Below are 23,931 nucleotides of genomic sequence, written 5' to 3' on the forward strand. Positions count from 1 at the left end.
CAGGGAAGCGGAAATGAAGGGGTTGCGCGGAATTCCCACATAACGAGCAGGATCTGAAACGAAATGGCCGGCGGGCGCCTCGCGCCAGCCGGCCATTGCCTGGTTCGCTTCCCGTCGCCGACGGGCTAGCCAGTCAGGACAGGTACGCCGAGCGGGTCAGCCCCAGGCGCAGCGCATCCAGGTACTGGTTGCGCTCGCGGGCGGTGAGCTTGGCCCCGGCGACCTTGTCGCGGTAGAGGGTCATCAGTTCCTCCGGCGACAGGTGCACGTAGCGCAGCATGTCCTCGATGGTGTCGTGGGTCTCGATGCCGGCGTGATAGATGCCGCCGTCTGCGCGCTGGTAGACGTTCACCGAGTCGGTGTCGCCGAACAGGTTGTGCATGTCGCCGAGGATCTCCTGGTAGGCGCCGACCAGGAACACCCCGATCAGGTAGTCCTCGCCCTCCTTCACCTCGTGCACCGGCAGGCTGGTCTCGATGCTCTGCTCGTCGACGTACTGGGTGATCTTGCCGTCGGAGTCGCAGGTCAGGTCCTGCAGTACCGCGCGCCGATCCGGCTCCTCGCCCAGGCGGTGCAGCGGCAGGATCGGCAGCACCTGGCCGATGGCCCAGGTATCCGGCAGGCTCTGGAACACCGAGAAGTTGCAGATGTACTTGTCGGCGAGCTTGTCGTTGAGTTCGTCGAGGACCTGCCGGTGGGAGCGCTGGCGGGCCTTGAGCTGGTTGTGCAGGCGCCGGCAGATAGCGAAGTAGCACTGCTCGGCGAGGGCTTTCTGCGCCAGGCTGATCTTGCCGTCGGCATACTGCGCGGCGGCGTCGCCGATGTAGTGGGTGGCGCGCCAGTAGGTCTCGGTGACCATCTCGGCATCGGTCGGGCCGAGCAGTTCGGCCAGCCAGCGGACGATCTCCGGCTGCTCGTCGAGATCGACGATCTTCGGCACGTCGTCGTTGTGCCGCTCGACGTCGGTGACCTGGGTGATCAGCACCGCATGGTGCGCGGTCAGCGCCCGGCCGCTCTCCGAGAAGATGTGCGGGTGCGGCAGGCCCTGGGCGTCGCAGAACTCCTTGAGCATGCCGACCACCACGCCGGCATAGTCATCGATGTCGTAGTTGATCGAGCTGGCGTTGCGCGAATGGGTGCCGTCGTAGTCGACGCCGAGGCCGCCGCCAACGTCGATGTGATCCACCGGCAGGCCGAGCGCGCGCAGCTCACCGTAGTAGCGGATGGCTTCCTTGAAGCCGTGCTGGTAGTCGGCCAGGTTGGCGATCTGCGAGCCCATGTGGAAATGCAGCAGGCGCACGCCCTGGTCGAGACCGGCCTGGCGGAAGCGCTCGACCACCGACAGCAGCTGGGCGGCGGAAAGGCCGAACTTGGCCTTCTCGCCACCGGTGTCTGCCCACTTCGACGAAGCCAGCGAGGACAGCCGCACGCGCAGGCCGACCTGGGGCTGCACGCCGACGTTGGCGGCCTCCTCGATCACCAGCTGCACCTCGGATTCCTTCTCGATCACGATGAACACGTTGTGCCCGAGCTTCTGCCCCATCAGCGCCAGCTTGATGAACTCGCGGTCCTTGTAGCCGTTGCAGACGATGGTGCCGCCCTTCGGGGCCAGCGCCAGCACCGCCATGAGTTCCGGCTTGGAGCCTGCCTCCAGGCCGATGGAGACGTTCTCGGTGGCGATGATGTTCTCCACCACCGCTTCCTGCTGGTTGACCTTGATCGGATACAGCGCGGTATAGCGGCTCTGGTATTCGAGGCGCTCGATGTTCGCGTCGAAGGCGCCGGTGAGCTTGCGCACGCGGTCCTGCAGGATATCCGGGAAGCGCACCAGCAGCGGCAGGCTCAGGCCCGCCTCGCGCAACTGGCCGACCAGCTCGTAGAGATCGATGGGCGTCGAGTCGGCGCCCTGCGGACGCACTTCGACATTGCCGCCATCGTTGATGGCGAAATAACCCGCACCCCAGTGGCGGATGCCGTATACGCCGCGGCTGTCGGCCACGGTCCAGTTGCTGCCATCGTCTTTGCGAGTCCGTCGAGCGGCCATGCGCGGTGATCTCCTCAATGTTCGGGGTCGGGCGGGCGCCGGGATCTCCGGATGGCCCTGGGCCGGCACGCCTGTGGTGGAGGCTAGCCGGAGGATGTGACGTTGCCGTGTTGACCGCCACACTGGGCGGTAGTTTAGGAAAGCCGAGGAAATCCGCTCATGCGGGTATCCGCAGTCTCCCATCTAGGGAAAGGGCTGGCGCGGCCTTCGCGGTGCCGGACCTGCCCGCTCTCTGCAGGGGAGAATGCGGTCAGCCGCCGGACTTCTTCGCCTTGAAACCGCGCTTGAGGAGTTCGTCGATCAGCAGTTCGACATGCTCGCCCTGGATCTCCACCACGCCGTCCTTGAGACTGCCGCCAGTGCCGCAGCGCCGCTTCAGCGCGCTGGCCAGCTCCTTGAGCGCATCGCCGGCGAGCGGCAGGCCACTGATGGTGGTCACCGTCTTGCCGCCGCGGCCCTTGGTCTCGCGGCGCACGCGCGCGATCCCGTCGCCGGCAGGCGCTACGGCCTGCCCGCAGATGCAGGCGTCTTTGGGTTGCTGGCAGTCCGGGCAATGCCGGCCGCCATCCGTGGAATACACCAGCCCGCCGAGGGCGGACAGGGACGAAGCTTTTTTGACCACCGGGCGTTTCCCCCAGAATGGCCTCGACGGGCCAGGTCAACAACGATGGCCGGCGGGAGCCGACCGCGACGCCCCACTCAGGCAGGGGCTGCGCAGGGGCGGCATGGGGACCGCCCGAAAAGGTCGCGCAATTTAGCAGCATTGCGAGCAAATGCTAAGAGCGAAAATGCGCCATTGATCGGTGAAATGGCGACATCCGCGGCTCAGGCATCCAGGTACAGGCGCAACGCCTGCAGGGAATCGGGGCAGTACGGCAGGCTGCGAGCCTCTTCCAGCGCCAGTTCGGGACGGATGAAGCGGGCTTCGGAGATTTCCTCCGCCTGCAGACGCAAGGGCGCATCGGAGACGGCGGAAAACACCGCGCACCAGAGCCGGTTGCCCGGTTCGTCGAAGAAGAAGCGGCCATGTTCGCGCAGAACCGCGTCGCGGATTCCCAGCTCTTCCTCCAGTTCGCGGGCGGCGGAGTCGGCGTAGGGCTCGCCGGCCTGGACCATGCCGCCGGCGGCGAGGTCCCAGTACCCCGGATAGACCGCCTTGCTCAGGGTCCGGCGCTGCACGCACAGCTCGCCGGCGGAGTTGAACAGCAGGATGAAGGTGCCGCGACCGATCAGCCCGCGCTCGCGCAGCTCCGCGCGCGGCAGGCTACCGAGCGGGCGGTCCTGCTCGTCGACCCAGGCGATGAGTTCGGCGTCGGAGGCGGCCCGGTGGGCCACCTCTTCGGCGCTGATCGGCGCGGCCATGGGTCAGCCCTGGGAAAGCAGCTGGCGCAGGTCGATCACCGCGGCGTTGGCGCGGGAAATGTAGTTGGCCATCACCAGCGAGTGGTTGGCCAGGATGCCGTAGCCGCTGCCGTTCAGCACCATCGGGCTCCACAACGGCTCCTGCGCGGCCTCCAGCTCGCGGATGATCTGCCGCACGCTGACCGTGGCGTTCTTCTTCGCCAGCACGTCGGCGAAGTCGACCTCGATGGCGCGCAGCAGGTGCGACAGCGCCCAGGCCTGGCCACGGGCCTCGTAGAAGACGTTGTCGATCTGCAGCCAGGGGGTTTCCTGGACCACTTCCTCGACCTTGGGCGCCTCGCCCGGCTGTACTTCTTCGGGGTTCTTGATGTTGGTGTTCAGCTTGACCCGGCCGACACTCGCCGACAGGCGCTGGGACAGCGAGCCCAGGCGGGTGGCGACGTCGCCCAGCCAGTTGTTCAGGTTGTCGGCGCGGGCATAGAACTGCGCGTTGGGCTGGTTCGGGTCGGACAGGCGGGCCAGGTAGCGGTCCAGCGACTTGATGCCTTCCTGGTACTCCGACTCGGACGCCGGCAGCGCCCAGCTCTTGTTGTCGAAGTTGAAGCGCGGCTCGGCGCGAGCCAGGTCGGCGTCCTCGGTGGACTGCGACTGCGAACGGGCGAAATCCTTGCGCAGCGCCCGGCTGATGTCACGCACCTGGACCAGCACGCCATACTCCCAGCTGGGCATGTTGTCCATCCAGATGCCCGGCGGGAAGATGTCGTTGGAGATGTAGCCGCCCGGCTTGGTCAGCAGGGTGTCGACCACTTCCTTGAGGGTCTCCACCGTGGTGTAGCCGGTGACCATCTGCCGCCCGGCGCGCTCGGCGGCGGCCTGGGCGTCCTGCTGCACGGGGAACAGGTCGGGTTCCTGGCTCCAGTACCAGCCGACCAGCATCGCCACCAGCAGGTAGACGCCCAGCAGGCCTCCCACCACGCGCACCAGCCAGGGGCCGCCGAAGTAGGTACGCACATCATCCACGGAATTGTCCACGCGATCGCGCATGGTCCCACGACGCTTCTTCCAGTCCAGCATGGCAAGGGTCCTTAAAACAGCTCGATAGATGGGGGATTGGACCATGGCGAACGCGTTCCGTGCCAAGCGCCAACCCTTCCAGGACGCCGAAAACCTCGGCATCGTCGGCTTTCAGCGTAGTGGAAGCCGGTTTTGTGCCGGAATGCTCAGTGAGAATTTTCCGAAACAGGCATAAGCATGCCGTAGTCCGTCGCACAAAGGCACCCACCAACAGGTGGGGATGACATTTGGAAAAGAAAAGGCTCCTCTCGTCAGCCGCCCAACGGCCGCTGGCTTTCATGGCGATAGGTGATAGCATAGAGCCATCATTCGCAGCGACGCTCTGCCGCGAAGACCACGAAAGAAGCGCGTCATGATGACCGAGCACGATGACCCGACCCTGGACCGCCTGAAGCACCACTTCGCCCAGCGAGTGATCAACCAGGCGCGCCAGGTTCTGGAGGTCTGGCAACGCCTGACCCGCGCGGAGTGGAACAGCGACGGCATGGAAGAACTGGCCGACGCCACCCTGCGCCTGCAGCGCTACGCCGAACGCTTCGAGCAAGCCGAGCATGCCCAACTGGCCGGTGCCATCGACCGTACCCTGGACGTCGTCGAGGCCAACCGCGGCCGGCTTTCCAGCGAGTCGATCAGCGAACTCAACCAGTTGATGCAGCGCCTGTCGCGCACCGGCCTGCGGCATGGCGACCAGCTCGAGCACACCGTCCTGCCGCCATTGCGCAAACCGGTCTACCTGGCACTGAAGGACCGCGAACGCGCCGAGCGCCTGGCCCAGCAACTGGAGTTCTTCGGTCTGCAGGCGCTGAGCTGCGAGACCGCCGACGCCTTCCGCGCCAGCATGCGCGAACGCTACCCGGCGGCGATCGTCATGGAAGTCGACTTCGCCGGCCCCGACATGGGCCTGCGACTGGCCAGCGAGGCCCAGGCCGGCCTCGAACACAAGCTGCCGGTGCTGTTCTTCAGCGACAGCGAGACCGACACCCCGACCCGCCTGGCCGCAGCCCGCGCCGGCGGCCAGGAATTCTTCACCGGCACCCTGGACGCCTCCAGCGTGCTGGAAAAGATCGAGACCCTCAGCCGCCTGAGCTTCTACGAACCCTACCGGGTACTGATCGTCGACGACTCCCGGGCCCAGGCGCTGCACACCGAGATGGTCCTCAACAGCGCCGGGATCATCACCCGCGCGCTCACCGAGCCGCTGTCGGTGATGGCCGAGCTGAGCGACTTCCAGCCCGACCTGATCATCCTCGACATGTACATGCCCGAGTGCCTGGGCACCGAATTGGCCAAGGTGATCCGCCAGCACGAGCGCCACGTCAGCGTGCCGATCATCTACCTGTCCGCCGAGGACGACCTGGACAAGCAACTGGACGCCATGAGCGAAGGCGGCGACGACTTCCTCACCAAGCCGATCCGCCCGCGCCACCTGATCGCCACCGTGCGCACCCGCGCCAGCCGCGCGCGCAGCCTGAAGGCGCGGATGGTGCGCGACAGCCTGACCGGCCTGTACAACCACACCCATACCCTGCAACTGCTCGAGGATGCCCGCCTGCGCGCGCGTCGCGATGGCCGTCCGCTGAGCTTCGCGATGCTCGACATCGACCACTTCAAGCAGGTCAACGACCGTTTCGGCCACCCCATGGGCGACCGGGTGATCAAGGGCCTGGCGCTGTTTCTCAAGCAGCGCCTGCGCAAGACCGACCACATCGGCCGCTATGGCGGCGAGGAGTTCGCCGTGGTCCTTCCGGACACCGATCTGGACGCCGCGCGCCTGGTGCTCGACGAGATTCGCCAGCGCTTCGCCGAGATCCACTACCCCGCGCAACCGACCGACCTGCGCTGCACCTTCAGTTGCGGCATCGCCGAGCTGACCCCGGACCTCGATATCAAGAGCATGGCCAAGCAGGCCGACGAAGCGCTATACCGGGCCAAGCACGGCGGACGCAACCGGATCGAGGTATATCGTCCCGACGCCCGGTAATGGCTCTTTGTCATCACCCGGTAACCAAACGGAAATAACCTGCGGTCTCGCCGCTCCGTAGTCGGACGAGACCCGCCATGCGCCTCAAGCAACTCACCAATCTCAACACCCTGCTCCTGCTCACCGTCTGCCTCGCCCTGGGAATCACCCTGTGGTGGTCGCAACGCGCCATGGAGCGCCCGTTCCAGTTGCTCGACCAGTACCTGGAGCTGTCGCAGCGCTTCGACGAACAGGTCGCGCGCAACGTCCGCCAGTACCTCGGCAGCGGCGACGCCGTACGCCAGCAGGCCGCGCTGCAGGCCCTGGAAAGCCTCGCCGAGGCCTTGCCGGAGCTACCGCCGGACCTCGCCCGGACCCTCGCGCCAAGCCTCGCGGAGTTGCGCGAATTCAGCGCCGGCGACCTGCTCGCCGCCGGCAAGCTCGCCGGCGACCCGCAGGGCCTGCTGCTACAGGCCGAGCGCGACCTCGCCGGCAACCTGGAACAATGGTCCGCCTACCTGGACGCCGCGACGGAGCAGCCCCAGGCCGGCGCCTACCGCACCCCGCTGCTGCTCGCCAGCCTGCACCTGACCCGCCTCAGCCTGGCCCGCGCCAAGCTGGTGGAAAGCGCCAACCCGGCCCTGGCCGGCGACGTCGAGCGCGAACTGGCCAACCTGCGCGAGCAGGCCGGGCGGATCGAGGCCTTGCCGTTGCTCGGCGTGCTCGACGAACAGCGCTCGGCCAGCGACGACTTCGCCGCCATGATGGGGCTGGCCGGCGACGCCGAGGCTGGCGCCGGCAATGCCGAAGACCGCGGCGTGGCGCTGCGGCGCGAACTCGCCAGCCTGCTGCAACGCTATCCGGGCGAATTGCGCCGCACCCGCGACCTGATCGAGCGTCGCCAGCAACTGTCCGCCGACACCGGCGCCAGACTGGACGCGGTGCGCCAGGCCCTGGCCACCCTGGAACCGCAGGTGCGCGGCGAACGCCAGCGCCTGCAAGGCCAGGTACGCCTGATCCAGGGTGGGATGATCGCCCTGATCCTGCTCATCGCCCTCGCCATCGACAGCCTGCAAAGACGCCTGGCACGGGTCCTCGGGCAACTGGTGCCGGCGCTCTCGGCCTGGGCCGACGGCGACTTCTCGCGCCCCATATCCCTGCGTACCCGCACCGAGGACCTGCGCAACCTGGAGGATTCGCTGAACCGCCTGCGCAGCTTCCTCGCCGAGCTGGTCGGCGCGATCCACCGCCGCGCCGAACAGGTCGCCGGCAGCAGCCAGACCCTGGCCGAGGTCAGCAGCGGCCTGCACGCCGGGGTCGAGCGCCAGGCCGGCGATACCGGGCAGATCCGCGACGCCCTCGGCGACATGGAAGCGGCGATCCAGCAGGTCGCCGGAGACGCCAGCCAGACCGCCGACGCCAGTCGCAGCGCAGGCCAGGCAGTGGAGCACGGCCAGCGGGTGATCGGCGAGAGCCTGGGCGGCCTGCGCGAGCTGGTCGACGAGGTGCAGGGCAACGCCCAGTCGATCGAGCGCCTGGCCGAGGAGTCGGCGACCATTGGCAGCGTGCTGACGGTGATCCGCTCGATCGCCGAACAGACCAACCTGCTCGCCCTCAATGCCGCCATCGAGGCCGCCCGCGCCGGCGACCAGGGCCGCGGCTTCGCCGTGGTCGCCGAGGAAGTCCGCTCGCTGGCCCAGCGCACCGCCGGCGCCACCGAGGAGATCCAGCAGCTCATCGGCCGCCTGCAACAGGCCGCGCGGCAATCGGTGGAGGCCATGCGCAGCCAGGTCGAGCATGCCGAACGCACCGCCGAACAGGCCGGCGCGGCGGAGGGCGCACTGGACGAAGTGGTCGCCGCGATCCATACCATCGGCGTGATGGCCGAACGCATCGCCGAAGGCTCGACCCAGCAGAGCCAGGCGGTCGGCGAGATTCGCTCGCACAGCGAACGTATCCACGCCCTGGGTGGGGAAAACCTGCGGCTGATCGGCCATAGCCGCGAACAGGGCGAACAACTGCGGCAACTGGGCGGCGACCTGCGCACCACGGTGCAGGCCTTCCGCCTGTGACCCTGCGGCGACGTGCCGCAAGGCGCCAGAGGAACCGTCTGGCTTCGGACCGGTCGGATACCGCTCAGCGGAACCGGGGCAGGACCTGATCAGCCGCACGGGGCTCGATCGGGCCCGGCTTTCCGCTATCATTCCGGCTTTTGATCCGACGAGATATCCATGCGCCGCCTGCTGACCCTGATCCTCCTGCTGGTCGCCCTGCCCGCCGGCGCGGGCCTGTTCGACAGCCGTCCCGGCGCCTCCCTCGGCGGCGGCCTCGATGGCGGCGGCTTCCTCAAGGTCGACCAGGCGTTCAAGCCCAGCGTCGAGCGCAGCGACGCGCAGCACGTGCTGCTGCGCTTCGTCAACGCCGAGGGCTACTACCTCTACCGCCACCGCTTCCAGTTCAAGGTCGAGCCAGCCCAGGTCAGCCTCGGCCAGGTGCAACTGCCGGCGGGCAAGCAGCACCACGACGAGTACTTCGGCGATACCGAGGTCTACTACAACATCGTCGACCTGGAGATTCCCCTGAACAACCCGGCCCGGCAGCCCTATACCCTGGTGGTGACCTACCAGGGCTGCGCCGACAAGGGCCTCTGCTACCCCCCGGAAACCAGGCGCTTCGACATCGACGGCGGTGCCGCGACGCCAGCCGCGAACGACGCGGCCGGCAAGGACCCGCTCGAACACAAGGGCAAGCGCAGCCTGCTGTTCTTCTTCCTCGCCGGCCTGACCCTGACCTTCACCCCCTGCGTGCTGCCGATGCTGCCGATCCTCTCCGGAGTGGTCCTGCGCGGCCGGCCGGGCGGTGGTCGCGGCTTCGTCCTGTCGCTCGCCTACGTGCTGCCGATGGCGCTCTGCTTCGCCCTGCTCGGCGCGCTGATGGGCATGTTCGGCGCCAGCCTCAATCTCCAGGCGCAATTGCAGTCGCCCTGGGTACTGGTGCCATTCGCGGCGTTCTTCGCGCTGTTCGCCGTGGCCATGTTCGGCTTCTTCGAGCTGCGCCTGCCCGGCTTCATCCGCGAACCGCTCGACCGCCTGGCCGGCGATGCGCGCGGCGGCTCGATCCTCGGCGCGGCCACCCTCGGCGTGCTTTCCAGCCTGCTGGTCTCGCCCTGCGTCTCCGCCCCGCTGGCCGCCTCGCTGCTCTATATCAGCGCCAGCGGCGATGCCTGGGGGGGCGGCCTGCAACTGTTCGCCCTCGGTCTGGGCATGGGTACGCCGCTGGTGGTCTTCGGCGCCGGCGGCGGCGCCCTGCTGCCCAAGAGCGGAGCCTGGATGAACGGCGTGCGCAACGCCTTCGGCGTGCTGTTGCTGGCGGTCGCCGTGTGGCTGCTGGAGCGGGTGGTGTCCGGCCCGGTGGCGCTGATGCTCTGGGGCATGCTCGCCGGCGGCGCCGGCCTGGCCCTGGGCGCCCTCGAATTCACCCCGAAGAGCGCCGCACGCCGCCTGCTGCAACTGCTTGGCCTGATGTTCCTGACCTACGCGGTGGCCGCCTGGATCGGCGCCCTGCAGGGCGAGTCGGACCCGATCCATCCGCTGGGCCGCTCGGTGCCGTCGATCCACGCCGGGCCACCGAGCACGCCCGGCGAATGGCAGAACCTGACCACCCCGGCGCAGCTGGACGCCGCCCTGGCCGAGGCACGCCAGGCCGGCAAGCCGGTGCTGCTGGACTGGTATGCGGACTGGTGCATCAGTTGCAAGGTCATCGAGCGCCAGGTCCTCACCGATCCCACGGTGCAGGCACGACTGCCGGCCTACCGCCTGCTGCGCTTCGACATCACCGAAAGCAACCCGGCCCAGCGCGGCCTGCTGGACCGCTACAACCTGTTCGGTCCGCCGGCGATCCTGTTCTTCGCCCCGGGCGGTGACGAATGGAGCGACTTGCGCGTCATCGGAGAGATCGACGCCGCCGGGCTCGCCGAACGACTGCGCCGGGCCGCTACCCGGCAGTGACATGCGCTGACATACTTCTGCCGCAATTGCCGGTCAACATGCGGCGATCTACTGCAATCTAACAGTGACTGGACAGTCATACGGAAATTCCGGCATAGTGCCCGCTTGCCGTTTGCAGCCTGTACAGGACAATCAACAAGACAATGGCGACCCTCCTCGTATTGCACGGGCCGAATCTGAACCTGCTGGGCACCCGCGAGCCCGGCACCTACGGTTCGACCACCCTCGGGCAGATCAACCAGGACCTCGAGCGCCGCGCCCGCGAAGCCGGCCACCACCTGCTGCATCTGCAGAGCAACGCCGAATACGAACTGATCGACCGGATCCATGCCGCGCGCGACGAAGGCGTGGACTTCATCATCATCAATCCGGCGGCATTCACCCATACCAGCGTCGCGTTACGTGACGCGCTGCTTGCGGTGAGCATCCCATTCATCGAAGTGCACCTGTCGAACGTGCACAAACGTGAACCTTTCCGGCATCACTCCTACTTCTCCGACGTGGCGGTAGGGGTGATCTGCGGTCTCGGCGCCACAGGCTACCGCCTGGCCCTGGAATCCGCCCTTGAACAACTTCAACGCCCCTGACCTCACTGGGAGTGCTAGCGCTAATGGACATTCGTAAAGTCAAGAAACTGATCGAGCTGCTGGAAGAGTCCGGTATCGACGAGCTGGAAATCCGCGAAGGCGAAGAGTCGGTACGCATCAGCCGCCACAGCAAGACCGCCGCCCAGCCGGTGTACGCACAGGCTCCGGCCTTCGCCGCTCCGGTCGCCGCGCCGGCGCCGGCAGCCGCCGCTCCGGCCGCCGCTGCCGCGGAAAGCGCCCCGGCCGCTCCGAAGCTGAACGGCAACGTGGTTCGCTCGCCGATGGTCGGCACCTTCTACCGCGCCGCCTCGCCGACCTCGGCCAACTTCGTCGAAGTCGGCCAGAGCGTGAAGAAAGGCGACATCCTGTGCATCGTCGAAGCCATGAAGATGATGAACCACATCGAAGCCGAAGTTAGCGGCACCATCGAGTCGATCCTGGTGGAGAACGGCCAGCCGGTTGAGTTCGACCAGCCGCTGTTCACCATCGTCTAAGCCGCGGGGAACCTGCGATGTTGGAAAAAGTGCTGATCGCCAACCGCGGCGAAATCGCCTTGCGCATCCTTCGCGCATGCAAGGAGCTGGGGATCAAGACGGTGGCGGTACACTCCACCGCCGACCGCGAGTTGATGCACCTGTCGCTCGCCGACGAATCGGTGTGCATCGGTCCGGCCCCGGCCACCCAGTCGTACCTGCAGATCCCGGCGATCATCGCCGCGGCCGAGGTCACCGGCGCCACCGCGATCCACCCCGGCTACGGCTTCCTCGCCGAGAACGCCGACTTCGCCGAGCAGATCGAACGCTCCGGCTTCACCTTCGTCGGCCCGACCGCCGAGGTGATCCGCCTGATGGGCGACAAGGTCTCGGCCAAGGACGCCATGAAGCGCGCCGGCGTCCCCACCGTGCCGGGCTCCGACGGCCCGCTGCCGGAAGATGAAGAAACCGCCCTGGCGATCGCCCGCGAGGTCGGCTACCCGGTGATCATCAAGGCCGCCGGCGGCGGCGGCGGGCGCGGCATGCGCGTGGTCTACGACGAATCCGAGCTGATCAAGTCGGCCAAGCTGACCCGCACCGAGGCCGGCGCGGCGTTCGGCAACCCGATGGTCTACCTGGAGAAGTTCCTGACCAACCCGCGCCACGTGGAAGTCCAGGTGCTTTCCGACGGCCAGGGCAACGCCATCCACCTCGGCGACCGCGACTGCTCCCTGCAGCGCCGCCACCAGAAGGTGATCGAAGAGGCGCCGGCCCCCGGCATCGACGAGAAGGCCCGTCAGGAAGTCTTCGCCCGCTGCGTCCAGGCCTGCATCGAGATCGGCTACCGCGGCGCCGGCACCTTCGAGTTCCTCTACGAGAACGGCCGCTTCTACTTCATCGAGATGAACACTCGCGTGCAGGTGGAGCACCCGGTATCTGAGATGGTCACCGGTGTCGACATCGTCAAGGAGATGCTGCGCATCGCCTCCGGCGAGAAGCTCTCGATCCGCCAGGAGGACGTGGTCATCCGCGGCCATGCGCTGGAATGCCGGATCAACGCCGAAGACCCGAAGACCTTCATGCCCAGCCCGGGCAAGGTCAAGCACTTCCACGCCCCCGGCGGCAACGGCGTGCGCGTCGACTCGCACCTCTACAGCGGCTACAGCGTGCCGCCGAACTACGACTCGCTGGTCGGCAAGGTCATCACCTACGGTGCCGACCGCGACGAGGCGCTGGCGCGGATGCGCAATGCCCTGGACGAGTTGATCGTCGACGGTATCAAGACCAATACCGAACTGCACAAGGACCTGGTGCGCGACGCCGCCTTCTGCAAGGGCGGGGTGAACATCCATTACCTGGAGAAGAAACTGGGTATGGACAAGCACTGATCCGTCAGTCGCTGCGCACAAGGGCTGCCTCCGGGCGGCCCTTGTCGTTTCCGCCTGCCGGCCGCCCCAACGGTGCTATCCTCGTCGCCCCTCCACCACCGGACTCCTGCATGGAACGCATCCGCCGCTGGTACCGCCAATCGCTGGCTGCCGCGACCGAGGCCGCGACCTGCTTCGCCCTGGGTTTCAGGGAAAGCCTGCAACCCGCCGCACTCTTCCGCTCCGCGAGCCTGTGCATTCTCGTCAGCGTGCTGTGCACCTGGCTGTTCGTGCATTTCTTCGAACCGATCATCCGCCTCTGCGGCTGGGCCGCGCTGTACACGGCATTCAGCGTGGCCAACTTCGCCCTGATCCCCAACGGCTCGCTGATCGAGGCCGGCAGCGGTGGCCCGTACTTCGATCCGCTGGCGGCCTTCAACGGCCTGGCGGGACTGGCGCAACTGGCGTTCTATTTCGTCGGCTATGCCGCGCTGTTCTTCGTCGCCCTGTACGCCGCCAGCATCGTCTTCGGCATCCGCCTGGGCCTGCGCATCGGCCTGCTCGGACAACTGAAGGAACAGGTCCGCCAACGCTACCCGCGACTGGCACCTGCCTCCGGCGAAAGGATCTCGCTGTGGCGTGCCGCCGGCTTTCGCCTGGCACCCTGGCTGGGCGTTTCCGGATCGATCCTGGTCGGCCTGCTGGTTCCGCTCTACAACGGTGTACTCCTGCTGCTGGCGCTGGCCTACCTGAACATCCGCTTCCTGCTGCCCGCCACGCTGGCCGGGCTGGCCGATGCCGGCGAGCAGCTCGCCGTGCTTCGTGCTCGCCGCGGCAGCCTGTTGCTGTTCGGCCTGCTGATACTGCTCCTGGCGCTGGTGCCGCTGCTCAACCTGCTGCTGCCGGCGGTGCTCGGCGGCGGTACCTGCCACCTGGCCAATCGCGGCCTGGCGCAACTGCGCGGCGAGGCCTCGGCAGAGAGTGGCAGCGCCGGCTAGCCTCAAGTAAGCTTGCGCGGTGGAAAACGGGTCGCCCCTGGGCGGCCCGTTTCGTTTACAGCCGCAACAGAGGTCGCCCCATGCCCTGGTTACAAGTTCGCCTGGCCATCACCCCGGAACAGGCCGAAACCTACGAAGACGCCCTGCTCGAAGTCGGCGCCGTCTCCGTGACCTTCATGGACGCCGAAGACCAGCCGATCTTCGAGCCGGACCTCGGCACCACCCCGCTGTGGTCGCGCACCCACCTGCTGGCGCTGTTCGAAGCGGACACCGACGAGACCGCCCTGCTCGCCCACCTCGCCTTGCTTACCGGCGGCGACCTGCCCGAGCACCACGTCGAGGAAATCGCCGACCAGGATTGGGAGCGCAGCTGGATGGACAACTTCCAGCCGATGCGTTTCGGCCGCCGCCTGTGGATCGTGCCGAGCTGGCACGCCGCCCCCGAGCCGGACGCGGTCAACCTGCTGCTCGACCCGGGCCTGGCCTTCGGCACCGGCACCCACCCGACCACCGCGCTGTGCCTGGAATGGCTCGACGGCCAGGAACTGGCCGGCCGGCAGGTGCTCGACTTCGGCTGCGGCTCGGGAATCCTCGCCATCGCCGCGCTGCTGCTCGGCGCCGAACGGGCGGTCGGCACCGACATCGATCCACAGGCCCTGGAAGCCTCGCGCGACAATGCCTCGCGCAACGGTATCGAGCCCGCGCGGTTCCCTGTCTACCTGCCGGCGGACCTGCCGCAGCGACAGGCCGACGTGCTGGTCGCCAATATCCTCGCCGGCCCGCTGGTTTCCCTCGCCCCGCAACTGACCGACCTGGTACGTCCCGGCGGCCTGCTGGCGTTGTCCGGCATCCTCGCCGAGCAGGCCACGGAGGTCCGCGAGGCCTACTCCGCACACTTCGATCTCGACCCGACCGCCGAGCGCGAAGGCTGGATCCGCATCAGCGGCCGCCGCCGCGCCGATTGATGGCGCGCCGCCAGCCACCACTGATCCCGCCCCACTGCCTTCGTGCAAGAAGCTTGGGGTAGACTAGCCGCCGGATTTTCCCTACGGATCGCCGCATGAGCGAAAGCGTCATCACCCAATGTCCCCATTGCAGCACCAGTTTCCGCGTCAACGACGCGCAACTGGGCGCCGCCAATGGCGCGGTCCGCTGCGGCACCTGCCTGAAAGTCTTCAACGCCCTGCAACACCAGGTCGGTGGCGCGCCGCGCGCGAACGCTTCTTCGGCAGCCGAAGCGAAGCCGGTCGCCGCTCCGCCACCCGCGCCAAGCGTCGCGGCCACCTCGGCCGCGCCCCCGGCAGCGCGCCCGCGCGACGAAACCCTGTGGATCCATGACGACCTCGACCTGGACAGCCTCAACCTCGACGAGGAACTGGCCAAGCTCGACGAATTCGAGCTGAACCAGGAGTTCTCCAGCATCGAGAAGGCCCCGCGACCGGCGGAGAGCCTGCTGGCGCGCCGCGACGACGAACGCGATCCACACGACGAACGCTGGGCCGAGGCGCTGATCGCCGATGCCGAACCGGCCCAGCCGGCGCGCGGCAATCCGCGCCAGGAACCGAGCCTCGGCGAACCGCTGGCGGAAGAGCGGGTATCCTTCGTGCCGCTGCGCCGCGCCGAGGATCCGCCGGAACTTCGCCTCAGCCTCGATGACGACGATGACGACGAGCCCAGCCTCGGCAAGCGCCGCCATGGACTGAGCGCCCTGGATGAAGACGACGAGGAAAGCGCCGAGGAACAGTCCGTCGCGCCCCTGGGCAGCGCCCGCAAGCCGGACGAGGCGCCGGTCGAGAGTCTCGACCAGTTGCGCGACGAGCCGCTGCAACTGGCCTGGGAGAAGCCCCGGCGCCAATGGCCGCGGCGTCTCGGTTGGCTGCTGCTGATCCTGCTGGCGCTGGGTGGTCTCGCCGCTCAGTACGTCGCCTACCATTTCGACGAGCTGGCGCGCCAGGACGCCTATCGCCCCTGGTTCGCCCAGCTCTGCCCGGAAATCGGCTGCACCCTTCCCTCCAAGGTCGACGTGGAGCAGATCAGGAGCAGCAACCTGGTGGTCCGCAGCCATCCCGAATTCAGCGGCGCGCTGGTGGTCGACGCGATCATCTACAACCGCGCCAGCTTCTCGCAGCCGTTCCCGCTGCTGGAACTGCGCTTCGCCGACCTCAACGGCCACCTCATCGCCAATCGCCGCTTCAAGCCCGGCGAGTACCTCGGCGGCGAGCTGGCCGGACGAACGGAAATGCCACCGCAGGTACCGATCCACGTGTCGCTGGACATCCTCGACCCGGGTCCGAAGGCGGTGAACTACAGCCTGAGCTTCCATTCCCCGGAGTGACCGGAAAGACCTCGCCGGTCGCCGCCGGGCCGCTACGCCCACCCGCTCGCGCGGAGCGCCAGGCGCAAGTGCCGCTCGTCTTCCAACTGTAAGAACTAAGGAATCGGCTGTTCAGAATTTATCCAAAACAGCCTTTATCCGGTCATCCAGAGCGGGTATCATGCCCTCCCTTTTTTCGCAGCACCGCAAGACAGGGAAGCCCCATGTCGGTGGTACGCATCGGCCCATATACACTGCCCAACAGACTGATCCTCGCGCCGATGGCCGGGGTGACCGATCGTCCGTTCCGTCAGCTTTGCCGTCGCCTTGGCGCCGGGATGGTGGTATCGGAGATGGTGACCAGCGACGTCCGCCTGTGGAACAGCCGCAAGTCGCGCCTGCGCCTGATCCACGATGGCGAGGACGAGCCGCGCTCGGTGCAGATCGCCGGCGGCGATCCGGCCATGCTGGCCGAGGCCGCGCAGCGCAATGTGGAACTCGGTGCGCAGATCATCGACATCAACATGGGCTGCCCGGCGAAGAAGGTATGCAACAAGGCAGCGGGGTCCGCCTTGCTGCGGGACGAGGCGCTGGTCGCCGAGATCCTCGATGCCGTGGTCAGGGCGGTCGACGTACCGGTCACCCTGAAGATCCGGACCGGCTGGGACCGGGACAACCGTAACGGCGTCACCGTCGCGAAGCTCGCCGAACAGGCGGGGATCCAGGCTCTTGCGGTGCATGGCCGGACCCGCGCCGACCTGTACACCGGGGAGGCGGAGTACGAGACCATCGCGGCGATCAAGCAGGCCGTGTCGATACCGGTGTTCGCCAATGGCGACATCGATTCGCCGGAAAAGGCCAGGAAAGTCATCGAGCAGACCGGGGTGGATGCCCTGCTGATCGGTCGGGCCGCCCAGGGAAGACCGTGGATTTTCCGCGAGATCGACCATTACCTGCGGACCGGCGAGCACCTGCCGGCGGCGCCGCTTCCCGAAGTGCAGAGCATCCTGCTCGAACACCTCGCGGAGCTGCACCTTTTTTATGGGGAAGAAATGGGTGTGCGGATCGCCCGCAAGCATGTGGGGTGGTATCTCGCGACTCTGCCGGGCGCAAGGGAATTCCGCGCCCAGTTCAATCGTTTGCAGGACACGGATGCGCAGTGCGCCAGCGTCAGGCAGTTCTTCGCCGAGCGCCAGAACAACGGAACAGGGGTGGCCGCATGACAACGATGACGACCGAGACTTTAGTGAGTGGAACAACGCCCGTGAGCGACAACGCCAACCTGAAACAGCACCTCACCACGCCGACGCAAGAAGGGCAGACCCTGCGCGACAGCGTGGAGAAGGCATTGCACAACTACTTCGCCCACCTCGAAGGGCAGCCGGTCACGGACGTTTACAACATGGTGCTCTGCGAAGTCGAAGCGCCGCTGCTGGAAACCGTCATGAACCACGTCAAGGGGAACCAGACCAAGGCCTCCGAGCTACTCGGCCTGAACCGCGGGACCCTGCGCAAGAAACTCAAGCAATACGATCTTCTTTAAGAGCGGCGGCGGGCTCCGGCCAAGGGCGCGCGTCCCGGCCGGCACCCGCGGCCGGAAGCCAGCCCTCAGGACCCTTGCAATGACCGACCAAACCACCCGCCTGCCCATCCGCCGCGCGCTGATCAGCGTTTCCGACAAGACCGGCGTCGTCGACTTCGCCCGTGAGCTGGTCGCCCTCGGCGTGGAAATCCTTTCCACCGGCGGCACCTACAAGCTGCTCCGGGACAACGGCATCTCTGCCGTGGAAGTGGCCGACTACACCGGCTTCCCGGAAATGATGGACGGTCGGGTGAAGACCCTGCACCCGAAGGTGCATGGCGGTATCCTCGGTCGCCGCGACCTGGACGGCGCGGTCATGGAGCAGCACGGCATCAAGCCGATCGACCTGGTGGCGGTCAACCTGTATCCCTTCGAGGCCACGGTGGCCAGGCCCGATTGCGACCTGCCTACCGCCATCGAGAACATCGATATCGGCGGGCCGACCATGGTCCGTTCGGCGGCGAAGAACCACAAGGATGTCGCCATCGTGGTCAATGCCGGCGACTACGCCGCCGTGATCGAATCCCTCAAGGCCGGCGGCCTGACCTACGCCCAGCGTTTCGACCTGGCCCTCAAGGCGTTCGAGCACACCTCCGCCTACGACGGCATGATCGCCAACTACCTGGGTACCATCGACCAGACCCGCGATACCCTAGGCACCGCCGACCGCGGCGCCTTCCCGCGCACCTTCAACAGTCAGTTCGTCAAGGCCCAGGAAATGCGCTACGGCGAGAACCCGCACCAGAGCGCGGCGTTCTACGTCGAGGCGAAGAAGGGCGAGGCCAGCGTCTCCACCGCCATCCAGTTGCAGGGCAAGGAACTGTCGTTCAACAACGTCGCCGACACCGACGCCGCCCTGGAATGCGTGAAGAGCTTCCTCAAGCCGGCCTGCGTGATCGTCAAGCATGCCAACCCCTGCGGCGTCGCCGTGGTGCCGGAAGACGAAGGCGGCATCCGCAAGGCCTACGACCTGGCCTACGCCACCGATAGCGAATCGGCGTTCGGCGGCATCATCGCCTTCAACCGCGAGCTGGACGGCGAAACCGCCAAGGCCATCGTCGAGCGCCAGTTCGTCGAGGTGATCATCGCGCCGAAGATTTCCGCCGCCGCCCGCGAGGTGGTCGCCGCCAAGGCCAACGTACGCCTGCTCGAATGCGGCGAATGGCCAGCCGAGCGCGCCCCGGGCTGGGACTTCAAGCGGGTCAACGGCGGCCTGCTGGTACAGAGCCGCGACATCGGCATGATCAAGGCCGAGGACCTGAAGATCGTCACTCGCCGCGCGCCCACCGAGCAGGAGATCCACGACCTGATCTTCGCCTGGAAGGTGGCCAAGTTCGTCAAGTCCAACGCCATCGTCTACGCCAGGAACCGCCAGACCGTCGGCGTCGGCGCCGGCCAGATGAGCCGGGTCAACTCCGCACGGATCGCCGCGATCAAGGCCGAGCACGCCGGCCTGGAAGTGAAAGGCGCGGTGATGGCCTCGGACGCCTTCTTCCCGTTCCGCGACGGCATCGACAACGCGGCCAAGGCCGGCATCACCGCGGTGATCCAGCCGGGCGGCTCGATGCGCGACAGCGAAGTGATCGCGGCGGCCGACGAGGCGGATATCGCGATGGTGTTCACTGGCATGCGCCATTTCCGCCATTGAGTATCACGGCGGCTGAGCGCGATGCGGTCAGCCGCCCTACCCACGAATTTCACGCAGGGCGGATAACGCGGCGCGTTACCCGCCGTTGCGCCAGGAGAACCCCATGAACGTACTCATCATCGGCAGCGGCGGTCGTGAACATGCCCTGGCCTGGAAAGTCGCCCAGGACCCGCGCGTGGCGAAGGTCTTCGTCGCCCCGGGCAACGCCGGCACCGCCACCGAAGCCAAGTGCGAGAACGTCGCCATCGACGTGCTGGCCCTGGAGCAACTGGCCGACTTCGCCGCGAAGAACGTCCAGTTGACCATCGTCGGTCCCGAGGCGCCGCTGGTGGCAGGCGTGGTCGACCTGTTCCGCGAGCGCGGCCTGGATATCTTCGGCCCGACCGCCGGCGCCGCCCAGCTGGAAGGCTCGAAGGCCTTCACCAAGGACTTCCTCGCCCGCCACCGGATCCCCACCGCCGCCTATCGCAACTTCACCGAGGTCGAGCCGGCCCTGGCCTACCTGCGCGAGCAGGGCGCGCCCATCGTCATCAAGGCCGATGGCCTGGCCGCGGGCAAGGGCGTGATCGTCGCCATGAACCTGGACGAAGCCGAAGCCGCCGTGCGCGACATGCTCGCCGGCAATGCCTTCGGCGACGCCGGCTCGCGCGTGGTGATCGAGGAGTTCCTCGATGGCGAGGAGGCCAGCTTCATCGTCATGGTCGACGGCCAGAACGTGCTGCCGATGGCCACCAGCCAGGACCACAAGCGCGTCGGCGATGGCGACAGCGGGCCGAACACCGGCGGCATGGGCGCCTACTCGCCGGCCCCGGTGGTCACCGCCGAGGTCCACCAGCGGGTGCTGGACGAAGTGATCTACCCGACCGTGCGCGGCATGGCCGAGGAAGGCAACGTCTATACCGGCTTCCTCTATGCCGGCCTGATGATCGACAAGAGCGGCGCGCCCAAGGTCATCGAATTCAACTGCCGCTTCGGCGATCCGGAAACCCAGCCGATCATGGTCCGCCTGGAGTCCTCCCTGGTCCTGCTGGTCGAGGCCGCCCTGGCCAAGGCGCTGGACAAGGTCGAGGCGACCTGGGACCCGCGTCCGACCGTGGGCGTGGTACTGGCCGCCGGCGGCTATCCGGGCGACTACGCCAAGGGCGAGGTCATCGAAGGCCTGGCCGAGGCCGCCGCGCTGGACGGCAAGGTGTTCCACGCCGGCACCGCGCTGAAGGATGGCCAGGTGGTCACCTCCGGCGGCCGCGTGCTCTGTGCCACCGCCATCGGCGAGAGCGTGTCCGCCGCCCAGCAACAGTCCTATCGCCTGGCCGAGAAGATCCGCTGGAACGGCTGCTTCTACCGCAAGGACATCGGCTACCGTGCCATCGCCCGCGAGCGCGGCGAGTCCTGACCGGGCCCGAAGCCGCGGGCGCCGCACGGCGCTTCCGCGGCCTATGCCGTTGCCACGGCCACTTGGCTATAATCCGGCCATTCACCTTCGAAGGGACTTCGCCGTGGTACGGCTTCGGATCGCCATAGGACTACTCGTCAGCTTCCTGCTGCTTCTGCTCGGTCCGATGTCGCCGGCGGTCGCGGACGACGCCGGCGTTTCCAGCGTTCCCCTGCAAACCACCGCCACCACCCCCAGCGTCAACCAGAACTGGCGCCTGCTGCGCGACGAGAGCGCGCAACTGCGGATCGCCGACGTCCTCCAGCGCAAGGAGCAGTTCCGCCCGCTGGCCAAGCGCTCCTTCATCTTCCCCGCCAGCCCCCAGGCGGTCTGGCTGCAGGTCCAGCTTCCCGCGCAGAAGGTGCCGAGCTGGCTGTGGATCTTCGCCCCGCGGGTGCAGTACCTGGACTACTACCTGGTGCAGGACGGCCAACTGGTGCGGGACCAGCACACCGGCGAGTCGCGACCGTTCCAGGAGCGCCCGCTGCCCTCGCGCTCCTACCTGTTCTCGCTGCCGGTCGACGGCAAGCCGATGACCCTGTACGTGCGGATGACCTCCAACCATCCGCTGATGGCCTGGTTCGACCAGATCGACGAAGCCGGCCTGGTCGGCCTGGAGAAGCCCGCCTACGCCTTCGGCATGCTGCTCGGCGGCATGCTCCTGCTGCTGATGTACAACCTGATCCGCTTCGCCTACTCGCGCAGCGCCAGCAGCCTGTGGCTGGCGGCGGTGCACGCGGCGCTGGCGGTCTGCGCCGCGGCGAACCTGGGGCTGGTGGCGTTCTGGCTGCCGGGACTCAAGTTCAACCAGTCGCTGACCGCCGACCTCGGCGCCCTCGGCGCCGCGGTGAGCCTGCTGTGGTTCGCCTGCAGCTTCTTCCGCGGCACTGCGGAAAGCCGCCTGAACCGCCTCCTGCAAGGCGAGGCGCTGTTGATCCTGGCGGTCGGCGCGATCATCGCCTTCACCCAGCAACTCTGGTTCAGCTGGCTGATCTACCTGCTGGTGATCCTCAGTTCGCTCAGCGTCCCGCTGATCGCGGCCTGGCACTGGTATCGCGGCTACCAGCCGGCGCGCCTGATCGTTGCCGGGATGATCGTGTTCAACGCCGGCTTCATGGTGTTCCTGCCGGTACTGTTCGGCACCAAGCAACTCGATCCGGGCTGGCTGGTGCTCGGCGTGTTCAGCTTCGCCACCCTCGCCGGGCTGGTCCTGAGCGTCTCGCTCACCGAACGCCAGCGGCTGATCCAGCAGCTCAACCTGCAACAGCGCACCAGCGAGGCGGCGCACACCGCGGAATTGCAGACCAAGGCCGAGTTCCTGGCCAAGATCAGCCACGAGATCCGCACGCCCATGAACGGCGTGCTGGGGATGACCGAACTGCTCCTCGGCACCCCGTTGTCGGCGAAGCAGCGCGACTACGTGCAGACCATCCACAGCGCCGGCAACGAGCTGCTCACGCTGATCAACGAGATCCTCGACATCTCCAAGCTGGAGTCCGGGCAGATCGAGCTGGACGAAGTGCAGTTCGACCTCAACGCGCTGATCGAGGACTGCCTGGATATCTTCCGGGTCAAGGCCGAGCAGCAGCGCATCGAGCTGATCAGCTTCACCCAGCCGCAGGTGCCACGGGTCATCGGCGGCGATCCGACGCGCCTGCGCCAGGTGGTCCTGAGCCTGCTGGACAACGCGTTCAAGCAGACCGAGGAAGGCGAGATCCTGCTGGTGGTGGCCCTCGACGACCAGGGCGAGACGCCACGCCTGCGCATCGCCGTGCAGGACAGCGGCCACCCGTTCGACGCCAAGGAGCGCGAGGCGCTGCTCACCGCCGAGCTGCACAGCGGCGACTTCCTTTCCGCCAGCAAGCTCGGCAGCCACCTCGGCCTGATCATCGCCCGCCAACTGGTGCGGCTGATGGGCGGGGAGTTCGGCATCCAGTCCGGCAGCAGCCAGGGCACCACCCTGTCGCTGACCCTGCCGCTCGACCCGCAGCAGCTGGAGAACCCCACCGCCGACCTCGACGGCCCGCTGCAGGGCGCCCGGCTGCTGGTGGTGGACGACAACGAAACCTGCCGCAAGGTGCTGGTGCAGCAGTGCAGCGGCTGGGGCCTGAACGTCAGCGCGGTGTCGTCCGGCAAGGAGGCGCTGGCCCAGTTGCGCACCAAGGCGCACCTGCGCGAGTACTTCGACGTGGTCCTGCTCGACCAGGACATGCCCGGCATGACCGGCATGCAACTGGCGGCGAAGATCAAGGAAGACCCCAACCTCAACCACGACATCCTGCTGATCATGCTCACCGGGATCAGCAACGCGCCGAGCAAGATCATCGCCCGCAACGCCGGGATCAAGCGCATCCTGGCCAAGCCGGTGGCCGGCTACACGCTGAAGGCGACCCTCGCCGACGAACTCGCCCAGCGCGGCGTCAGCGGCGTCACCAACTACCTGCAACCGGCCAAGGAAGCGCAGGCGCCGAGCCTGCCGAGCGACTTCCGGATCCTCGTCGCCGAGGACAACAGCATCTCCACCAAGGTCATCCGCGGCATGTTGAACAAGCTCAACCTCCAGCCGGACACCGCCAGCAACGGCCAGGAGGCGCTCAGCGCGATGAAGGCGACCCAGTACGACCTGGTGCTGATGGACTGCGAGATGCCGGTTCTGGACGGCTTCTCCGCCACCGAGCAGCTCCGCGCCTGGGAAGCCCACGAACAGCGCCCGCATACCCCGGTGGTGGCGCTCACCGCGCACATCCTCAGCGAACACAAGGAACGCGCGCGGCTGGTCGGCATGGACGGGCACATGGCCAAGCCGGTGGAGCTGTCGCAATTGCGTGAGCTGATCGCCTACTGGGTCGGCGAACGCGATCGCCGCCGCCAGGGCGACGCCCTGCCCTCCTGAGGGCAGCGACGTGCTCCGGCGCTGCACCCGGCCTCCGCCACGGCGGATAACCGCACGCGGTTATTCGCCCTACGCCCCGGTGGTCCCGGCTCCCGTAGGGCGCATGACGCCAACGGCGTTATCCGCCGACACCGCCACTTTGTGGGGAGGTGACTGTTTTGACACATGCCAAAAGAGGGATGGATAGGCT

General features: G+C 67.3%; 18 protein-coding genes. 14 read left to right on the top strand and 4 right to left on the bottom strand.

The window, feature by feature from the left end:
• Positions 1-133 precede the first annotated feature (133 nt).
• From speA to VQ065_RS27630, 4 genes are all read right to left on the bottom strand, one after another.
• On the bottom strand, positions 134-2,044 hold the full coding sequence (speA, locus tag VQ065_RS27615; RefSeq protein ID WP_003095365.1) for an arginine decarboxylase: 1,911 nt from the start codon (positions 2,042-2,044) through the stop codon (positions 134-136).
• Positions 2,045-2,294: 250 nt separating this feature from the next.
• On the bottom strand, positions 2,295-2,666 hold the full coding sequence (locus tag VQ065_RS27620) for a translation initiation factor Sui1 (RefSeq protein WP_003095367.1): 372 nt from the start codon (positions 2,664-2,666) through the stop codon (positions 2,295-2,297).
• Between the two features lie 203 nt (positions 2,667-2,869).
• Positions 2,870-3,406 (bottom strand): NUDIX hydrolase, encoded by a 537-nt coding sequence (locus tag VQ065_RS27625; protein ID WP_003095369.1) that lies wholly within the window; start codon positions 3,404-3,406, stop codon positions 2,870-2,872.
• 3 nt (positions 3,407-3,409) lie between these two features.
• Positions 3,410-4,480, bottom strand: a complete 1,071-nt coding sequence (locus tag VQ065_RS27630) for a DUF2333 family protein (protein WP_003095371.1) — start codon at positions 4,478-4,480, stop codon at positions 3,410-3,412.
• A gap of 352 nt (positions 4,481-4,832) precedes the next feature.
• Between VQ065_RS27630 and gcbA the strand changes: the two genes are divergently transcribed.
• The 14 genes from gcbA (at position 4,833) to retS (ending at position 23,741) form a co-directional block, all read left to right on the top strand.
• Positions 4,833-6,461 carry a diguanylate cyclase GcbA gene (gene gcbA, locus VQ065_RS27635; RefSeq protein ID WP_003106227.1) on the top strand — a complete coding sequence of 543 codons (1,629 nt, stop codon included), beginning with the start codon at positions 4,833-4,835 and terminating at the stop codon, positions 6,459-6,461.
• Positions 6,462-6,538: 77 nt separating this feature from the next.
• A complete protein-coding gene (ctpL, locus tag VQ065_RS27640; RefSeq protein ID WP_003095377.1) occupies positions 6,539-8,512 on the top strand; it encodes a methyl-accepting chemotaxis protein CtpL in 1,974 nt (657 codons plus the stop codon).
• Positions 8,513-8,671: 159 nt separating this feature from the next.
• Positions 8,672-10,447, top strand: a complete 1,776-nt coding sequence (locus VQ065_RS27645; protein ID WP_003095380.1) for a protein-disulfide reductase DsbD — start codon at positions 8,672-8,674, stop codon at positions 10,445-10,447.
• Positions 10,448-10,590: 143 nt separating this feature from the next.
• Positions 10,591-11,034: a type II 3-dehydroquinate dehydratase gene (gene aroQ, locus VQ065_RS27650; RefSeq protein ID WP_003095385.1), complete on the top strand. Its 444-nt coding sequence runs from the start codon at positions 10,591-10,593 to the stop codon at positions 11,032-11,034.
• 23 nt (positions 11,035-11,057) lie between these two features.
• A complete protein-coding gene (gene accB, locus VQ065_RS27655; RefSeq protein ID WP_003110495.1) occupies positions 11,058-11,528 on the top strand; it encodes an acetyl-CoA carboxylase biotin carboxyl carrier protein in 471 nt (156 codons plus the stop codon).
• Between the two features lie 17 nt (positions 11,529-11,545).
• Entirely contained in the window at positions 11,546-12,895 is a 1,350-nt protein-coding gene (gene accC / locus VQ065_RS27660) for an acetyl-CoA carboxylase biotin carboxylase subunit (protein ID WP_003095391.1), read from the top strand.
• A gap of 110 nt (positions 12,896-13,005) precedes the next feature.
• On the top strand, positions 13,006-13,872 hold the full coding sequence (locus VQ065_RS27665; RefSeq protein ID WP_003095393.1) for an EI24 domain-containing protein: 867 nt from the start codon (positions 13,006-13,008) through the stop codon (positions 13,870-13,872).
• Between the two features lie 80 nt (positions 13,873-13,952).
• A complete protein-coding gene (gene prmA / locus VQ065_RS27670; RefSeq protein ID WP_003095396.1) occupies positions 13,953-14,837 on the top strand; it encodes a 50S ribosomal protein L11 methyltransferase in 885 nt (294 codons plus the stop codon).
• Positions 14,838-14,932: 95 nt separating this feature from the next.
• Entirely contained in the window at positions 14,933-16,207 is a 1,275-nt protein-coding gene (locus VQ065_RS27675) for a DUF3426 domain-containing protein (protein WP_003095399.1), read from the top strand.
• 203 nt (positions 16,208-16,410) lie between these two features.
• Positions 16,411-17,409 carry a tRNA dihydrouridine synthase DusB gene (dusB, locus tag VQ065_RS27680; RefSeq protein WP_003095402.1) on the top strand — a complete coding sequence of 333 codons (999 nt, stop codon included), beginning with the start codon at positions 16,411-16,413 and terminating at the stop codon, positions 17,407-17,409.
• On the top strand, positions 17,406-17,729 hold the full coding sequence (gene fis, locus VQ065_RS27685) for a DNA-binding transcriptional regulator Fis (RefSeq protein ID WP_003121116.1): 324 nt from the start codon (positions 17,406-17,408) through the stop codon (positions 17,727-17,729). Before dusB ends, fis begins: the two co-directional genes overlap by 4 nt.
• 79 nt (positions 17,730-17,808) lie before the next feature.
• Positions 17,809-19,416 carry a bifunctional phosphoribosylaminoimidazolecarboxamide formyltransferase/IMP cyclohydrolase gene (purH, locus tag VQ065_RS27690; protein WP_003095406.1) on the top strand — a complete coding sequence of 536 codons (1,608 nt, stop codon included), beginning with the start codon at positions 17,809-17,811 and terminating at the stop codon, positions 19,414-19,416.
• Between the two features lie 103 nt (positions 19,417-19,519).
• On the top strand, positions 19,520-20,809 hold the full coding sequence (gene purD / locus VQ065_RS27695; protein WP_003095409.1) for a phosphoribosylamine--glycine ligase: 1,290 nt from the start codon (positions 19,520-19,522) through the stop codon (positions 20,807-20,809).
• A gap of 103 nt (positions 20,810-20,912) precedes the next feature.
• Complete coding sequence (gene retS, locus VQ065_RS27700; RefSeq protein ID WP_003095412.1) at positions 20,913-23,741, top strand: hybrid sensor histidine kinase/response regulator RetS; 2,829 nt, start codon at positions 20,913-20,915, stop codon at positions 23,739-23,741.
• Positions 23,742-23,931 lie beyond the last annotated feature (190 nt).

This window comes from Pseudomonas sp. KBN10P06128 (assembly GCF_037574945.1).
In the GTDB taxonomy this organism is placed as follows: domain Bacteria; phylum Pseudomonadota; class Gammaproteobacteria; order Pseudomonadales; family Pseudomonadaceae; genus Pseudomonas; species Pseudomonas aeruginosa.

Excerpts from the sequence above, each read along its gene's own strand:
- speA (WP_003095365.1), bottom strand. The coding sequence starts at position 2,044 with ATGGCCGCTCGACGGACTCGCAAAGACGATGGCAGCAACTGGACCGTG.
- VQ065_RS27625 (WP_003095369.1), bottom strand. The coding sequence starts at position 3,406 with ATGGCCGCGCCGATCAGCGCCGAAGAGGTGGCCCACCGGGCCGCCTCC.
- VQ065_RS27630 (WP_003095371.1), bottom strand. The coding sequence starts at position 4,480 with ATGCTGGACTGGAAGAAGCGTCGTGGGACCATGCGCGATCGCGTGGAC.
- gcbA (WP_003106227.1), top strand. The coding sequence starts at position 4,833 with ATGATGACCGAGCACGATGACCCGACCCTGGACCGCCTGAAGCACCAC.
- ctpL (WP_003095377.1), top strand. The coding sequence starts at position 6,539 with ATGCGCCTCAAGCAACTCACCAATCTCAACACCCTGCTCCTGCTCACC.
- VQ065_RS27645 (WP_003095380.1), top strand. The coding sequence starts at position 8,672 with ATGCGCCGCCTGCTGACCCTGATCCTCCTGCTGGTCGCCCTGCCCGCC.
- aroQ (WP_003095385.1), top strand. The coding sequence starts at position 10,591 with ATGGCGACCCTCCTCGTATTGCACGGGCCGAATCTGAACCTGCTGGGC.
- accB (WP_003110495.1), top strand. The coding sequence starts at position 11,058 with ATGGACATTCGTAAAGTCAAGAAACTGATCGAGCTGCTGGAAGAGTCC.
- accC (WP_003095391.1), top strand. The coding sequence starts at position 11,546 with ATGTTGGAAAAAGTGCTGATCGCCAACCGCGGCGAAATCGCCTTGCGC.
- VQ065_RS27665 (WP_003095393.1), top strand. The coding sequence starts at position 13,006 with ATGGAACGCATCCGCCGCTGGTACCGCCAATCGCTGGCTGCCGCGACC.
- prmA (WP_003095396.1), top strand. The coding sequence starts at position 13,953 with ATGCCCTGGTTACAAGTTCGCCTGGCCATCACCCCGGAACAGGCCGAA.
- VQ065_RS27675 (WP_003095399.1), top strand. The coding sequence starts at position 14,933 with ATGAGCGAAAGCGTCATCACCCAATGTCCCCATTGCAGCACCAGTTTC.
- dusB (WP_003095402.1), top strand. The coding sequence starts at position 16,411 with ATGTCGGTGGTACGCATCGGCCCATATACACTGCCCAACAGACTGATC.
- fis (WP_003121116.1), top strand. The coding sequence starts at position 17,406 with ATGACAACGATGACGACCGAGACTTTAGTGAGTGGAACAACGCCCGTG.
- purH (WP_003095406.1), top strand. The coding sequence starts at position 17,809 with ATGACCGACCAAACCACCCGCCTGCCCATCCGCCGCGCGCTGATCAGC.
- purD (WP_003095409.1), top strand. The coding sequence starts at position 19,520 with ATGAACGTACTCATCATCGGCAGCGGCGGTCGTGAACATGCCCTGGCC.